The 13,199-nt window shown below is 69.3% G+C and carries 18 protein-coding genes; 11 read left to right on the top strand and 7 right to left on the bottom strand.

The features are described from left to right. Together AORI_RS64525 and AORI_RS64520 are read left to right on the top strand one after the other, a co-directional pair. Positions 1-1,086, top strand: coding sequence for an S-(hydroxymethyl)mycothiol dehydrogenase (locus AORI_RS64525; protein WP_016335041.1), 1,086 nt, complete (start codon positions 1-3; stop codon positions 1,084-1,086). After that, entirely contained in the window at positions 1,083-1,715 is a 633-nt protein-coding gene (locus tag AORI_RS64520; RefSeq protein ID WP_016335040.1) for an MBL fold metallo-hydrolase, read from the top strand. The genes AORI_RS64525 and AORI_RS64520 overlap by 4 nt, the downstream gene beginning before the upstream one ends. A gap of 34 nt (positions 1,716-1,749) precedes the next feature. Here the strand turns inward: AORI_RS64520 and AORI_RS64515 are convergent, their stop codons facing one another. Both AORI_RS64515 and AORI_RS64510 read right to left on the bottom strand, forming a co-directional pair. Further along, positions 1,750-1,980 carry a hypothetical protein gene (locus AORI_RS64515; protein ID WP_016335039.1) on the bottom strand — a complete coding sequence of 77 codons (231 nt, stop codon included), beginning with the start codon at positions 1,978-1,980 and terminating at the stop codon, positions 1,750-1,752. A gap of 40 nt (positions 1,981-2,020) precedes the next feature. Next, positions 2,021-2,908, bottom strand: coding sequence for an alpha/beta fold hydrolase (locus tag AORI_RS64510; RefSeq protein WP_016335038.1), 888 nt, complete (start codon positions 2,906-2,908; stop codon positions 2,021-2,023). 97 nt (positions 2,909-3,005) lie between these two features. Between AORI_RS64510 and AORI_RS64505 the strand changes: the two genes are divergently transcribed. The 3 genes from AORI_RS64505 to surE all read left to right on the top strand — a co-directional run bounded on the left by AORI_RS64505 (position 3,006) and on the right by surE (position 5,407). Continuing rightward, entirely contained in the window at positions 3,006-3,536 is a 531-nt protein-coding gene (locus AORI_RS64505) for a CGNR zinc finger domain-containing protein (RefSeq protein ID WP_016335037.1), read from the top strand. A gap of 207 nt (positions 3,537-3,743) precedes the next feature. Beyond that, positions 3,744-4,667, top strand: a complete 924-nt coding sequence (locus tag AORI_RS64500) for a PfkB family carbohydrate kinase (protein WP_043848189.1) — start codon at positions 3,744-3,746, stop codon at positions 4,665-4,667. Beyond that, positions 4,667-5,407, top strand: a complete 741-nt coding sequence (gene surE, locus AORI_RS64495) for a 5'/3'-nucleotidase SurE (protein WP_016335035.1) — start codon at positions 4,667-4,669, stop codon at positions 5,405-5,407. The genes AORI_RS64500 and surE overlap by 1 nt, the downstream gene beginning before the upstream one ends. Positions 5,408-5,419: 12 nt before the next feature. On the opposite strand, the gene AORI_RS64490 is transcribed toward surE, so the two are convergent. After that, positions 5,420-6,196: a hypothetical protein gene (locus AORI_RS64490; protein WP_016335034.1), complete on the bottom strand. Its 777-nt coding sequence runs from the start codon at positions 6,194-6,196 to the stop codon at positions 5,420-5,422. Between the two features lie 96 nt (positions 6,197-6,292). Here AORI_RS64490 and AORI_RS64485 point away from each other — a divergent pair, with 96 nt between their 5' ends. Next, positions 6,293-6,850, top strand: coding sequence for an SMI1/KNR4 family protein (locus AORI_RS64485; RefSeq protein ID WP_016335033.1), 558 nt, complete (start codon positions 6,293-6,295; stop codon positions 6,848-6,850). 54 nt (positions 6,851-6,904) lie between these two features. On the opposite strand, the gene AORI_RS64480 is transcribed toward AORI_RS64485, so the two are convergent. Further along, complete coding sequence (locus AORI_RS64480) at positions 6,905-7,384, bottom strand: hypothetical protein (protein ID WP_016335032.1); 480 nt, start codon at positions 7,382-7,384, stop codon at positions 6,905-6,907. Positions 7,385-7,511: 127 nt separating this feature from the next. Between AORI_RS64480 and AORI_RS64475 the strand changes: the two genes are divergently transcribed. From AORI_RS64475 to AORI_RS64460, 4 genes are all read left to right on the top strand, one after another. Next, the gene (locus AORI_RS64475; protein WP_016335031.1) at positions 7,512-8,414 is read left to right on the top strand and encodes a class I SAM-dependent methyltransferase; all 903 of its coding nucleotides are present in this window, start codon (positions 7,512-7,514) and stop codon (positions 8,412-8,414) included. Next, positions 8,414-8,932, top strand: a complete 519-nt coding sequence (locus AORI_RS64470; RefSeq protein ID WP_016335030.1) for a hypothetical protein — start codon at positions 8,414-8,416, stop codon at positions 8,930-8,932. Before AORI_RS64475 ends, AORI_RS64470 begins: the two co-directional genes overlap by 1 nt. 31 nt (positions 8,933-8,963) lie before the next feature. After that, entirely contained in the window at positions 8,964-9,260 is a 297-nt protein-coding gene (locus tag AORI_RS64465; RefSeq protein ID WP_016335029.1) for a YkvA family protein, read from the top strand. A gap of 126 nt (positions 9,261-9,386) precedes the next feature. Next, positions 9,387-10,001: a dihydrofolate reductase family protein gene (locus tag AORI_RS64460; protein WP_016335028.1), complete on the top strand. Its 615-nt coding sequence runs from the start codon at positions 9,387-9,389 to the stop codon at positions 9,999-10,001. A 120-nt stretch (positions 10,002-10,121) separates the two neighbouring features. Here AORI_RS64460 and AORI_RS64455 read toward each other — a convergent pair whose 3' ends face one another. The 3 genes from AORI_RS64455 to AORI_RS64445 are packed head-to-tail and all read right to left on the bottom strand — an operon-like array spanning position 10,122 to position 12,522. Continuing rightward, positions 10,122-11,093, bottom strand: a complete 972-nt coding sequence (locus AORI_RS64455; protein ID WP_016335027.1) for a sensor histidine kinase — start codon at positions 11,091-11,093, stop codon at positions 10,122-10,124. Beyond that, the gene (locus AORI_RS82485) at positions 11,090-11,461 is read right to left on the bottom strand and encodes an STAS domain-containing protein (protein ID WP_051552911.1); all 372 of its coding nucleotides are present in this window, start codon (positions 11,459-11,461) and stop codon (positions 11,090-11,092) included. The genes AORI_RS64455 and AORI_RS82485 overlap by 4 nt, the downstream gene beginning before the upstream one ends. A 59-nt stretch (positions 11,462-11,520) precedes the next feature. After that, positions 11,521-12,522, bottom strand: coding sequence for a saccharopine dehydrogenase family protein (locus AORI_RS64445; protein ID WP_016335025.1), 1,002 nt, complete (start codon positions 12,520-12,522; stop codon positions 11,521-11,523). An 83-nt stretch (positions 12,523-12,605) separates the two neighbouring features. On the opposite strand from AORI_RS64445, the gene AORI_RS64440 reads away from it, so the two are divergent. After that, a complete protein-coding gene (locus tag AORI_RS64440; protein WP_016335024.1) occupies positions 12,606-13,193 on the top strand; it encodes a TetR/AcrR family transcriptional regulator in 588 nt (195 codons plus the stop codon). The last annotated feature ends 6 nt before the right edge of the window (positions 13,194-13,199 follow it).

Here is a 13,199-nt window from a genome sequence, read left to right as displayed (position 1 = left end):
ATGCCACAGCAGGTGCGCGGGGTGATCGCCCGGTCCCGGAACGCTCCGGTGGAGCTGACGGACATCGTGATCCCGGACCCCGGCCCCGGTGAGGTCGTCGTGTCGATCGCGGCCTGCGGGGTCTGCCACACGGATCTGACCTACCGCGACGGCGGCATCAACGACGAGTTCCCGTTCCTGCTCGGCCACGAGGCCGCGGGCACCGTGGAAAGCGTCGGAGAGGGCGTGGAATCCGTGCGGCCCGGGGACTTCGTCGTCCTCAACTGGCGCGCGGTGTGCGGACAGTGCCGGGCCTGCAAACGCGGACGCCCGCAGTATTGCTTCGACACCTTCAACGCGACACAGAAGATGACGCTGACCGACGGCACCGAGCTGACCCCGGCACTGGGTATCGGCGCGTTCGCGGACAAGACGCTCGTCCACGCCGGACAGTGCACCAAGGTCGATCCCGCCGCGGACCCGGCGGTCGCGGGCCTGCTCGGCTGCGGCCTGATGGCCGGGCTCGGCGCGGCGGTCAACACCGGCGCCGTCGGCCGCGGGGACTCGGTCGCGGTCATCGGCTGCGGGGGAGTCGGAGACGCCGCCATCGCCGGGGCCCGGCTGGCGGGGGCGGGCACGATCATCGCGGTCGACCGGGACGAACGGAAGCTCGTGTGGGCCCGTGAGCTCGGCGCGACCCACACCGTCGACGCGAGTGACACCGACACGGTCGCCGCGATCCAGGAGCTGACCGGCGGTTTCGGCGCCGACGTCGTCATCGACGCGGTAGGCCGCCCGGAGACCTGGGAAGCGGCGTTCTATGCCCGCGACCTGGCGGGCACCGTGGTCCTGGTCGGCGTCCCGACCCCGGACATGCGCCTGGAGATGCCGCTGATCGACTTCTTCTCCCGCGGTGGCGCGCTGAAATCGTCCTGGTACGGCGATTGCCTGCCGGAGCGCGACTTCCCGATGCTGATCGACCTGTACCTCCAAGGCCGGTTGCCGCTGGAGCGGTTCGTGACCGAGCGGATCCCGCTCGACGGTGTCGAGAAGGCATTCCACGCCATGCACGCCGGTGAAGTGCTGCGTTCGGTGGTGATCCTGTGAGCGGGAACCTGCGGATCGAGCGCGTCGTCACCGCCGGGGTCTTCGAACTCGACGGCGGGAGCTGGGACGTCGACAACAACGTCTGGCTCGTCGGCGACGACGACGAGGTGGTGATCGTGGACGCCGCGCACGACGAGAAGACCATCGTCGAGGCCGTGGGCGGCCGTGACGTCGTCGCCGTCGTCTGCACCCACGGGCACAACGACCATGTCACCGTCGCACCGCAGCTGAGCGAACGCCTGCAAGCTCCGGCAGTTCTGCATCCGGGGGATCGGGAACTGTGGGAGATGACCCATCCCGGCGGCCGTTTCCGGGCTACGGAGGACGGTGACCGGATCGCCGTCGCCGGCACGGAACTCGAGGTCATCCACACGCCGGGCCACTCGCCGGGATCGGTCTGCCTGTATCTCCCCGAGGCCAAGGCCCTCTTCTCCGGGGACACGCTCTTCTCGGGCGGGCCCGGTGCGACGGGACGCTCGTTCTCCGACTTCCCGACGATCATTTCCTCGATCAGGGACCGGCTTTTCGCCCTGCCGGAGGACACCAAGGTCCACACCGGACACGGCGACCCCACCACGATCGGCACCGAAGCGCCTCACCTCGCCGAGTGGATCGCCCGCGGACACTGAGGTAGCTGTTGATCCGGTGACGGCCGGAAGGCGCTCAGTCGTCCGGCCCGCGCAACGTCAGGACGACGCGGAGCACGTGTTCCACCGCTGCGGGGAACACGGCTCCGCGTAGTTCGCCCCGGCTCGCCAGGGTGAGCCCGGCGAAGTCCAGCATCCGGTCCTCGCCGAGCCGCCGGACGGTCAGCGTGGCCACTTCCTCGAGATCGAGGTCGGGATGGTCCATGCGGGTCAGCGCGAACTCGATGAGCAGTTGCTCGTCCGTCATTCCGCACCTCCGCCTCACCTCGAGGATACGACGGCCGTGATCAGCGCAGGACGCGTCCGAGGAAGTCCCGGATGAGCGCGGCAATCTCCGGGCCGTGCGTCTCGAGGGCGAAGTGCCCGGCGTCGAGGAGGTGCAGTTCGGCGTCGGGCAGGTCGCGCAGGAAGGCACGGGCCCCGTCGGGGCCGAAGATCTCGTCGTGCTCGCCCCACGTGATGAGCGTCGGCGGCCGGTGCTCGCGGAAGTACTCCTGGACGGCCGGGTAGACGTCGAGGTTGAACTGGTAGTCCCAGAACAACTGCAGTTGCACCTCCTTGTTCCCCGGACGGTCGAGCAGGGCCTGGTCGAGGGTCCAGGCGTCGGGGGAGAGCCGGTCCAGCCGGTCGGCGGGGACACCGTGGGTGTACTGCCAGCGGGTCGCCGCGGGCTCCAGGAGTTCGCGCACGGCTTCCTCGTGGGTTTCGCGGTCCTTGGCGTGGGCGAACAGGACGTCCCAGAACGGCGTGAAGCCGTCGACGTAGGCGTTGCCGGACTGCACCAGCAGCGCGGTGACCCGCTCCGGGTGTCTGCTCGCGATGCGGAGCCCGATCGGCGCGCCGTAGTCCTGGATGTAGAGGGCGAAGCGGTCCAGGCCGAGCGCGTCGAGGAGGCCGAGAGTGATCGTGGTCAGGTTCTCGAACGAGTAGTCGAACCGGTCGACGGGCGGGGCGTCGGAGTGGCCGAAGCCGATGTGGTCGGGGGCGATGACGTGATAGCGGTCGGCCAGCGCGGGGATCAGCGTGCGGAACATCTGCGACGACGTGGGGAAACCGTGCAGCAGCACCACCGTCGGCGCCGTGGGGTCGCCGGCTTCCCGGTAGAAGACGCTCCGGCCGTCGATGGTCGCGGTGCGGTGAAAAACGTCGCCGGGGGACCGGGTGACTTCGGACATGACGGGCACTCCTTGCATCTAACCGTCTAAAGTTGTTTGAACGGTTAGACTCAAGCACGACGCAACCTAACCTGTCAAGCGGTCGACGGAGGGTAGAATGACGCTCGTGCTGCAACGTCCTCTGATCGGTGAACCTCTCGCGCTGGATCTGCTGAACACCACGTGGCCCGATCGTGGCGAGCGTCGTGACGTCTTCGACGAGCCCGGGGGAGTCGGTGCCTGGCTGGCCGAGCGAGGCCTGACGGATGCGCCGGGGGCGGAAGAACCGTTGCGCCACACGCGTTCAGTCCTGCGCGAGGTGCTCGAAAGCCCCGGCGCCTCCGCTGAACGTGCGCTGAACGAGGTGCTGGCCCGCGGGCGGTTGCGGCCGGAGCTGCGGGAGGGCGGCGTCGAAGAGGTGATCGAGGTCGACGACGCGGCCTGGCGGCCCGCGTGGCTCGCGGCGTACGGCTACTTGAGCCTGCTTCGCACGCGTCCGGACCGGATCAAGCGGTGTTCGGCGTACCCGGTGTGCACGCTGTACTTCGACGACACGACGCGTAACGGCACCAGGCGATGGTGTTCCATGGAAACCTGCGGCAACCGGGCGAAAGCCGCTCGCCACTATCGCCGCGAACAATCGGCCTAGCGCCCGCCCGGCCACGCGAACGGTTCTGGTACTGGACGCCGGCAGGGCTTGACTGTCCACAAGAGACACGCTGCCGGTGCGCGGCCGCGGGCGGAAGGCTCCCTTCGTCGCATCACACGCGGTGAAGGGAGCCTTCAGCCCGCTTGTGACATGCCACGGTCGCCTTGTCGCACGCATGGAATCCGGCAAAACGGGTAAAGGGCCGGTATGACTGAGGGTCGAGTGGCGGTGTTCGCGCCGTCTCCGCAGCTGACGGTGACGGTGGAAGAACTGGACGGGGCGCCCGACGTCCACGTGCACGCGGGCGGGCAGGGAGTGTGGCAGTCGCGGATGATCGACGCCCTCGGCGCGCGTGCGGTGGTGTGCTGCGCGCTCGGCGGGGAGACCGGGCGGGTGCTGCGGCATCTGATCGGCGTCGACGCGGAAGTCCGTGAGGTCGCGGCGCGCAACGGCGCCTACGTGCACGATCGGCGTGACGGCAGCCGGGACGAGATGGTGCGGATGCCCGCGGACGCGCTGACCCGGCATGAACTCGACGATCTGTACGAGCTGACCCTGGTCCAGGCGTTGCGCGCGGACGTGGCCGTACTCAGCGGGCCGGACGGGGACGACGTCCCGGTGCCGCATTCGGTGTACGAGCGGCTCGCCCGCGACCTCGGCGCGCACGGCACGCCGGTCGTGGTGGACCTCTCGGGTGAGCGGCTGGCCAGTGCCCTCGCGGGCGATCCGGCGGTGATCAAGGTCAGCCATGAGGAAATGGTCGAGGACGGCCTCGCCGAGTCGGATTCGCTGGCCGATCTCGCGGAGGGTTGCCGTGAGCTGGCGTCGGGCGGTGCTCGTGCGGTCGTCGTGTCCCGTGCGGCCGAGGAGACGCTCGCCTGCCTCGAAGGACGGTTCGTCCTGGTGGAGTCGCCCGATCTGACGCCGGTCGACACCCGCGGCGGCGGGGATTCGATGACCGCGGGGCTCGCGGTCGGCCTGGCACAAGGCCGGTCGTTGGAAGACGCACTGAAGCTCGGAGCCGCGGCCGGTGCGATCAACGTGACACGACACGGTCTCGGTTCGGGTAGCGACGGCGCCGTACGGGAACTCACCGGACGCGTACGCCTGAAACCGTGGGAGGCCTCCTGATGCGTGCCCTGATCACCAACGACGACGGTATCGACTCGCCGGGCCTGGCGGCGCTGGCCAAGGGCGCCGCGGAGCACGGCTGGACCGTGGTGGTCGCCGCGCCCGCGGCGGAAGCGAGCGGAACCAGCGCGGGCCTGACCGGTGCCGGGGGAGCGGGCCGGGTCGCGGTCGAACGGAGGGAACTGCCCGGTCTGGCCGGTGTCCCGGCGTTCGCCGTCGCCGCGCATCCCGGGCTGATCGCCTTGGCGGCGGCGCAGGGAACGTTCGGCGACGTACCGGAAATCGTGCTGTCCGGGGTGAACCACGGGGCGAACGTCGGGCGCGCGATCCTGCACTCGGGCACGGTGGGTGCGGCGCTGACGGCCTCGATCAACGGCGCCAGGGCGCTCGCGGTGTCGCTCGACGTGGGGCTGGATCCCGGCCCGCGACCCCATTGGGACACCGCCGTCGCGATCGCCGCGAGCCTGTTCGACCGGCTCACGGAACTACCCGCAGGCACGGTTCTGAACCTCAACGTGCCCGATCGAGCCGAGGCAGGACCGCCGAAACGCACCGGGCTGGCCGAATTCGGCGCGGTGCGCAGTCACATCCAGAACGGCGAGGACGGCGCGTTCACCCTGACCGCCGTCACGGTCGAGGGAGAGTTGTCGCCCGGTAGCGACGCCCGCCTGCTGAGCGAAGGTCACGCGACGGTGACCGCGCTGAACTCGGTGACCGAAGATCCCGACCTCGACTGGTGACCTCCTGTCAGGTCACCGCCGGAACCAGCCCCGTCGCTTCACGGGGTTTTCCGGCTGTAGCCCCAAACTTCCGGTCAGGAAGAAGGTCCCGGCGACGATGTTGCCGGGCGCGGGCGGCCGCTCCAGTTCCGTCGTCGCGATGGCGACGTCGAGTTCGATCGCCGCGATGGTGCGGACCCGGATCCGGTGGAACGCCGTGCCGGTGACGGTGTTCACGGGGGTTTCGACCTCGACGACCTCGCCGGCGAACAGCGCGTGGGCGGAGGGCGTCCAGCCGGGCGCGGGTTCTTCCGGCGAAAAGGTGCCGGACGGGATGAAGTGGTCGGCGGCGAATTCCAGTTCACCCTCCTGGGAAGCCGAGTACGCGTCGGCGTCGGCGTGCACGGTGACTTCCTCGGCCAGGGCCGCCAGCACCAGGGACCCGGACTCGAGCCGCCCGCCGGAGTGGGCGAGGACCGCTCGGTCTTCCAGTTCGATCGCGATGGGGCAGATCAGCTCGCCGCCGACACCGTCCAGGAGGGCGAGCATCGCGGTCTCGTCGTCGACGAGGCGGATGTCGCCCACAGGCACCGCGGGCGCCGACCCTGCCAGGCACGGCAGAAGGAACTCGATCTCACCGTTGTGGACCTGCGCGACCAACCGGGCTCCGGACGGATCGGTCCAGACGTGCTCGCTGATCTTCTTGGTGATCCGCCGGGCAGTGCCCGCGCTGATCAGGGAAACGACCCGTTCCCCGAACTCTTCCTCGCTCGTGACGTCGATCCCGATCGTCCCGAAGTGGCTGGACACGCCGGCTCCCCCTGTTCCTTGGTCCGCTGGAGCCTACTGGCCGAGCTGGATCAAGGTCATCCGGATTTTGCCGTGGCGTGGTGAATACTGGCCGTCATGAACGAGACCGCCCGCGAGTTCGCACGGTTGCGAAGCATCATCGAGCGGGAATTGCCCAACGCCGCGCCTTTTCTGTCCGGCGCGTCCGAGCAGGAACTCGACCGGCTCACCACCGAGACCGGGCTCGTCCTGCCGGCCGAACTGCGCGACCTCCTGAGCGTGTCGGCGGGCCAAGACGACCCCGATCAGCTGAACGGCCCGCTCAACTTCCACCATTTCCTGACCGTCGACGAGATCGTCGAGATGCACCGGATGCTCACCGAAGTCGTCGGCGACCTTGCCGAGCCCGTCGAGCAACCCGCCTGTCTCCAATGGACGGTGTGGTCGGAATCCTGGTTGCCGTTCCTGGCTTTCCAGGGCGATTGCTACTTCCTGGACCTGGCCCCCGGCGAACGCGGCACCCTCGGGCAGGTCGTGTTCCGCCCCAACGTGCCGGACTTCGACGATCCGGTAGCGCCGTCGCTCACCGCGTTCCTCGCCCGCGCCGCGGACCTCGTCGAAGCCGGGCACGTCAAGGCCGAAGACGGCACGCTCGTCGTTCCCGATCTTTATTGAGCGGATTACTTCACGGCGCCTATCGCCATTTCGCCCGCCGGCGGCGAATCCGGCTCAGCGCCGGTAGTGGACCTCACCACGCAGAGCAGGTGATGTGGGACTGCCGCAGCGCTGCTCGAACGTCGCGTCGAGCGCGACCAGCCCCTCGGCGCCGCGTTCGATGTGGCCGATCGTGAACGTCGAATAGTCGTCGACGCAGGCCAGGCCGTTGGAGGTGGCCAGGATATGCGCTCCGTCCGCGTGGCTGTAGGTTCCAGCCTGCAGGTTTCCTGACGGGGTGGTGAAGTCGAGCGCGATGTAGTCGAAGCCGTGGTCGGTCTCGGCATCCACCCGCAGGGTGGTGCCGCTCTCCCAGAATCGCACCTCGTTCTCCGGCGAGGCGGTCCAATGACCGCTTCTGCCGCTGACGGGGTGGGCGCCCTGTTCGGCGGTGAAGTCGAGGCTCGCGACGGTCTCGGCGGCCGCGACAGGCGCCAGCGCGGTGGCCAGGCCGGCGGTGATGGCGAGCGTGGTGATGGCACGGGAAAACTTCATGGAACCCCCAAGGTCAGCCGCTCTCGGTGGAGCGGGTCCTCACCTATGTTGCCGGTACTCGTGCTGCCTGCCACGAGTAGAACTACTCAACCGGGTGTACCGCGAGCCTGATCGCTAGAGTTCGATCGTGGCCGTGCTGGAGATCTCGGATCTGGTAGTGGCGTGGGACGCGCGCACCGGCGAGCGTGTTCCGGTCCGCAGGGCGGAGGTGGTCGACCGGCTGCAAGCGGCCGGGGACCGCGGGGCCGCCCGAATCGTGCGTCAGATGCCGGTGCTCGGCGAGTATCTGGATCCCGCCGCGGTGGACCGGCTCCTGGTCCGGGTGCACACGGAACTGCAACGGCTCAACGAAGAACTGCACATGACCCACCGGTTCGCCGAGTTGCTCGTGCCGATGCTCGCGGTCGCCAGGGCGAGCGGCCACCGTTTGCGGGTGGTGGACGTCGGATGCGGGCTGGGGTTCACGGTGCGGAGCCTGGCCGCTTCCGATGTGCTGGGCGCGGACGTCCAGCTGGTGGGGGTGGACTTCAATCGTGCCCTGGTGACGGAAGCGACCAGGCTGGCGCAGGAAGAGCGGCTTCCGTGCACGTTCGTCTGCGCGGACGCGTTTTCCCTCGCCGAGGAGGCCTGCGTCTTTCTGTCGAGCGGGGTGCTGCACCATTTCGAGGCAGGCAAGTTGCCGGAGTTCTTCCGCGCTCAGGACCGTGACGGGACGGTGGGATTCATCCACTACGACGTCGCCGCGACCCGGCTCGCCCCGCTGGGTGCCTGGTTGTTCCACCGCGCCAGGATGCGAGAGCCGCTCGGCCGCCACGACGGTGTCGCGTCCGCGCGGCGCGCTCACGGGGATTCGGTCCTGCTGTCCGCCGCCGCGGCGGCAGCGGGGATGAAGACATTCCTGTTCGAATCGTTCAGATACACCAACCCGTTCTGCGCGGCGATGAGGCCGGTCGTCGGAATCCGTCCGGCGCTGGCCACCGAGTTCCGTCGTGCTCTGGGCCACCGGGCACGCAGACTGGCCGCCGGCTGATGGCGGCGGTGGTTCCGATCGCGCTCGGTCTGCTCGCGCTCGTGGACAGCGGTTTCGCGGGATTCCGGGCCGCGACCGGCCGCGACGCCCGGATCGTCAAACGCTCCTATTTCCTGCTGGCGGCGCGGCGAGGGCTCACGGGTGGAGCGATCGGGCTCGGACTTCTCGCTTTGCTGATCGCGGCGACCCTCGCCTGTTCGGCGGATCCGGGCGCTCGTTATAACGAGCTGCTCCACGCGGGCACACGCATGCTCCAGGTGCTGGCGCCGTACGCGGCGCTCGTGGTGGCATCGTTGCTGGCGTACTGGCTGCTGCCGATGCGGGGGAGTACGTTCGTGATCCTCGTCGGCCTCGGGCCGTTCACGTTGCTGCGGCCCCTGATCGTGCTCGGTGCCCTGGTGTGGTCGGTGGCGGGGACGAGCGACTGGCTCGCGTGGGTGGTCGCGACAGCGGCCGCGGTCATGGTCTTGGCCGTCGAGCCGGTCGTCCACCGTCGGTGGTACCGGACTCCGGGGTGAAGCGGCAACGGTGGTGATGGGAGAGGAGCACATGGAATCTCTGTGGACGACACTCGGCGTCGTGGCCGTGGTGGTGGTCGTCATCCTCGTTCTGGTCGCCTTGTTCCTGGTGGTCAAGCTGGTGCGGAAGCACCGTCAGGTCCATCAGCCCGGCACGCCGGTGCCGACCAAGGTCGCCTACTGGGTTTCCTTGGCCTACACGGTGTTCCCGTTCGATTTGTTGCCTGACCCGGTGTACTTCGACGACATCGTGATCCTGGCGGGCGGGCTGGTCTACGTCAGCAGGTCGCTCACCAAGAAGGCGCGCGACGAGCGCCCGGCGGAGTGAGGATGGCCGGTCCCTGGGGTCGCCGACGTCGAAAGCGTGCTGCCGAGCACGGGAGAAGTGGACGACGACCGGTGACGGTGCCAGTGTCGAGCGGGTCTCGATTCTTCGCGCTAGAAGGGGCTTTTCATGCCGAAGGTGGCGACTCAAGCGTCCGTGTCGCTGGACGGTTTCATCGCCGGTCCGGAGAACGGAGGGTTCGAGTACCTTTTCGCGTGGTGCCGCGCCGGTGATGTCGAGGTGCCCACCGCGTCCCCGGGCCGGTCGTACAAGGTCTCCGAGGCGTCCGCCGGCTATGTCCGCGACATGATCCACGGCTATGGGGCCCTGGTGGTCGGGCGAAACCAGTTCGACGGCATGGACGGGTGGGGTGGACAGCACCCCATGCGCGTGCAGGTTTTCGTGGTCACTCATTCGGTACCCGAAGGCTGGGCTCCCGAAAGCGCCGAGTTCGTCTTCGTGACCGAGGGCGGCGTCAAGGCCGCCGTCGAACGGGCCAAGGCGGTCGCCGGCGACAAGAACATCGGCGTGGGCCCGGGCGTCGTAGCCCGCGAGGCGCTGGAAGAGGGGTTGCTCGACGAGATCCGCATCGACCTCGTGCCGTTCATGCTCGGCGAGGGTGTCCGTTTCGTGGACACGCTCGGCGCCGCTCCCCTGGAATTCGGCGATCCCCAGGTCATTCAGGGGAAGAAGGTCACGCACCTCGTCTATCCGGTCACGGCGGGGGCCGCCGGAGCGCGGTGACTTCGACGCGCTCCATCAGCAGCGCGAACGACATGAGCAACAGCGGGATCATCAGCACCATCCACATGATCCTTCTGATACCCGAATCGGCCGCCGGGCAATCGCCCCGCGGTCACCCGTTCAGGGCCGTGCGGTGGTGAAGCAGGCGCGGACGGTGGTGCCGTGCCGGCCGGTGTGAACGCGGACCAGGTCGGAGAGATGGTTGATGAGCAGGAGTCCTCGACCGCGTACCTGTCCTGCGGGGGCGGGTCGCCGTCCGGCGAGCGGGTCGGTCAGGTGGCCGGCGTCGTGGACTTCGCAGACCAGCATGCCGTCCTCCGGCCAGATGCCGAGCCGTCCTCGCCCGCCGCCGTGGTCCACGCTGTTGGCGACGAGTTCGGCGACTACGAGTTCGACGTCTTCGACCCGTTCGCCGGTGAGACCGGCCCGTCGTGCCTGGTCACGGGCCATCGCGCGGGCTTGGGCCAGGGAGACGGTGTCGCCGGTGACGGGGTCGAGGGTGGTGTGCCGGGAAGGTTCGGTGGGGGTGGGCTCGGGCAGTGGGGTGTTGTAGCCGTCGATGACGCGGCCGGGGTCGTAGCCGGCGCTGGCGCGTTCGCCGGTGGAGTCGATCAGGAGCGGGTGGGTGGCTTCGGCGTCGGTCAGTGCGCGCGCGTCGAGGCGGGTGACGTCGTAGGGGCAGAGGATGGTGACGTCGCGGCCGGTGAACGCGAGGTTGATCAGCGCTTCGTGCTGGGCGCAGGCCGGATATTCGAGCTCGGACCGTTCGGCCCAGATGGGCTCGCCGATGATGCGGACGTGTCGGCCGGGGTGGCTGTCGGCGAACGCGCGGAGGACGCCGGGGATGATCCGGCCGGGGTTGCGGCCTTCCTCGGTCATGTCCAGCAGCAGCACCCGCTCGGCGTCCGGGCCCAGCGCGGTGCGCAGCAGTTCCAGGTTGGGACCCGGCACGGAGACGGCGACGGGTTCGCCTCGGTCCAGGCCTTGCCGGATGAAGGGGACGGTGCCCGCGAGGTAGTCGTCCTGTCCGCGATAGAACAGTGCGGGGTGGATGAACGGATCGGTGCCCGCGGTCTCCGTGGTCGGGCTCATCTTGGGCGCATACCCTCGTTCAGGAGATTCATGTACTCCTCGGCCCAGAACAGGCGCAGCACCTTCCGCACGGACTCGGGCGCGTGCCGGACGGTCAGCGAGCGCGGCGGCCGGACCCGGTGGGCGGCGTCGACCAGGGCGCTCACTCCCCGCACGTCGGCGAACGCCAGCCGGGACAGGTCGATCGTCCCGCCACCGGCCCCCACCAGCACGTCCAGCCTCTGCTCCCAGATCGATCGGGTCGACGGGTCGATCACGCCGACGACCCGTATCCCCGACGTGCCGGTGAGGTCGGCGATCCGCAGCCCAGGGCCGGTCGGGATCGAGGTGTCCTGCACCGCCGCCTCCCGGCTCGACAAAAGATTCATTACTCGAGGACTCTAGGCGACGAGTGAAGCCCGGCCTGGCGGGGTCTCCAGGGCAGATCTCATGCGTCGACGAAGATGGTGCCCGCGTCGGCGAGTTGTTCGACCACGTGGACCGGTTCGAGCAAGGTCTCCGGCGTGTAGAAGCCCGGCGCCACCGCTTCACCGCGCAGGCCGAGCAACCGTTCGATCCCCATGGCGAGGCCGAGCGAGGTCAGCGGACGCTGGCCGTGCGGGTGGACCAGGTACCGGCTGACGCTCAGTGGGGTATCCGCCGGGCCTGCCCCTTCGAGTTCGACCCGGACCTCGACGGACGGACCGTCGCCCCGTCGCGACCCCGCGGATTCACCGACCGCGAAAGCGAATTCGACGTCCGGTGCGCCCGTCGCGAGCGCCAGGCTGGTCACGTCGAGGATCGGGATGGTCTGGCCGGTGACCGTGGTGCCGTCGAGGCTGCGCAACTCCACCCGGGCGTCGGCCGCGCCTGACCAGGCGAAAACGCCGTCGCGCCGCGCGTACCCGGCCGAGGTGACCTCCGCCCAGCGCGCCAGGTCCGCGAGTCCCGCGGGCCCGCCGGCGTCGTCCTTGTCGAGGATCGCGCCGACCCGGATCGTGTCGACCCGGCGGAACTCTTCGGCCCACGCCAGAGCGGTGAGGGTGATGACGCCTGCGGCCCAGTGGCTGGCCATCAGTACGGGAGCGGCCGCCGGGCGCTGCGCGGCGGCGGTGACCTCCGGCGCGATGTCGATCATGCCGCTGGACAGGCTGACGTAGGGCACACCGCGGTCCTGGGCGAACCGCAGCCCGTTCAGCCTGCTGTCCCACAGCGTCGCGACCACCGCCGCGTACTGCTCGCCGTCGGGCAGCCCGAGATCACCGCGGGCGAGATCGACGGTCGCCGCGGTGGCGCCGCCCAGTTCGTCGGCCACCCGTTGCGCGCGGGCCGGGTTGCGGCCCGCGATGGTCAGCGGCAACTCCGGATACCGCCGCCGGAGAAGAGCGGCGGTATCCGAGCCCGCCTGTCCCGATCCGCCCAACAGCAGAACCGATCCACGCTGGTCCATGTGTTCCTCCTCGATTCCCAGTAACCTACATTTTGTAACCTACACGATGTAGCTAGGATGGTGTGGACCGCGAGAGGAGGGCGATGACCGCCGTACCGACCCGCCTGTCCAAGCAGGCCAGGCGCGAGCAGTTGCTCGACGTGGCACTGGCGATCGTGCGTGCGAACGGTGCCGACGGGTTGACGCTGCCCACCCTCGCCGAGGCGGCCGGGGTGAGCAGGCCCGTCGTGTACGACCACTTCGCTTCTCGCCCGGCGCTGCTGCTCGCGCTGTACCGGCGACTCGACGAACGGCACCGGGCCGCCATCGCGCGGGCGCTGGAACAGGCTCCACCGGCTGCGGCGGACGTCGCGGAAGCCATCAGTGTCGCGTACTTCGCCTGCGCCGCCGACATTCCCGAGTTCCACGCCGTTTCCTCGGCGTTGAAGGGCACTCCGGAAATGGAGACGATCCAGCACGAGATGCACGACGGCTACACCGAGCTGATGGCCGACGCGCTGACGCCGTACTCCGGGCTGGACCGGGCGGCGCTGCGACTGCACTGCGCGGGCGCCCTCGGCGCCGCCGAGGCGATCGCCGCCCAACTGAACCGCGGCACCACGACCTCTGCCGACGCCATCACGGCATTGACCGGCGTCATTCTCGGCCGCATCGAGCGGACCACCGGATAGCCGTCG

Source organism: Amycolatopsis keratiniphila (assembly GCF_000400635.2).
In the GTDB taxonomy this organism is placed as follows: domain Bacteria; phylum Actinomycetota; class Actinomycetes; order Mycobacteriales; family Pseudonocardiaceae; genus Amycolatopsis; species Amycolatopsis keratiniphila.
The sequence above is the reverse complement of the archived record's forward strand: the minus strand, read 5'-3'. Positions and strand labels throughout refer to the sequence as shown.

What these genes read in the sequence shown, in the direction of transcription:
- AORI_RS64525 (WP_016335041.1), top strand. Translation starts at nt 1, where the DNA reads ATGCCACAGCAGGTGCGCGGGGTGATCGCCCGGTCCCGGAACGCTCCG.
- AORI_RS64515 (WP_016335039.1), bottom strand. Translation starts at nt 1,980, where the DNA reads ATGACGGACGAGCAACTGCTCATCGAGTTCGCGCTGACCCGCATGGAC.
- AORI_RS64510 (WP_016335038.1), bottom strand. Translation starts at nt 2,908, where the DNA reads ATGTCCGAAGTCACCCGGTCCCCCGGCGACGTTTTTCACCGCACCGCG.
- AORI_RS64505 (WP_016335037.1), top strand. Translation starts at nt 3,006, where the DNA reads ATGACGCTCGTGCTGCAACGTCCTCTGATCGGTGAACCTCTCGCGCTG.
- AORI_RS64500 (WP_043848189.1), top strand. Translation starts at nt 3,744, where the DNA reads ATGACTGAGGGTCGAGTGGCGGTGTTCGCGCCGTCTCCGCAGCTGACG.
- surE (WP_016335035.1), top strand. Translation starts at nt 4,667, where the DNA reads ATGCGTGCCCTGATCACCAACGACGACGGTATCGACTCGCCGGGCCTG.
- AORI_RS64485 (WP_016335033.1), top strand. Translation starts at nt 6,293, where the DNA reads ATGAACGAGACCGCCCGCGAGTTCGCACGGTTGCGAAGCATCATCGAG.
- AORI_RS64480 (WP_016335032.1), bottom strand. Translation starts at nt 7,384, where the DNA reads ATGAAGTTTTCCCGTGCCATCACCACGCTCGCCATCACCGCCGGCCTG.
- AORI_RS64470 (WP_016335030.1), top strand. Translation starts at nt 8,414, where the DNA reads ATGGCGGCGGTGGTTCCGATCGCGCTCGGTCTGCTCGCGCTCGTGGAC.
- AORI_RS64465 (WP_016335029.1), top strand. Translation starts at nt 8,964, where the DNA reads ATGGAATCTCTGTGGACGACACTCGGCGTCGTGGCCGTGGTGGTGGTC.
- AORI_RS64460 (WP_016335028.1), top strand. Translation starts at nt 9,387, where the DNA reads ATGCCGAAGGTGGCGACTCAAGCGTCCGTGTCGCTGGACGGTTTCATC.
- AORI_RS64455 (WP_016335027.1), bottom strand. Translation starts at nt 11,093, where the DNA reads ATGAGCCCGACCACGGAGACCGCGGGCACCGATCCGTTCATCCACCCC.
- AORI_RS82485 (WP_051552911.1), bottom strand. Translation starts at nt 11,461, where the DNA reads ATGAATCTTTTGTCGAGCCGGGAGGCGGCGGTGCAGGACACCTCGATC.
- AORI_RS64445 (WP_016335025.1), bottom strand. Translation starts at nt 12,522, where the DNA reads ATGGACCAGCGTGGATCGGTTCTGCTGTTGGGCGGATCGGGACAGGCG.
- AORI_RS64440 (WP_016335024.1), top strand. Translation starts at nt 12,606, where the DNA reads ATGACCGCCGTACCGACCCGCCTGTCCAAGCAGGCCAGGCGCGAGCAG.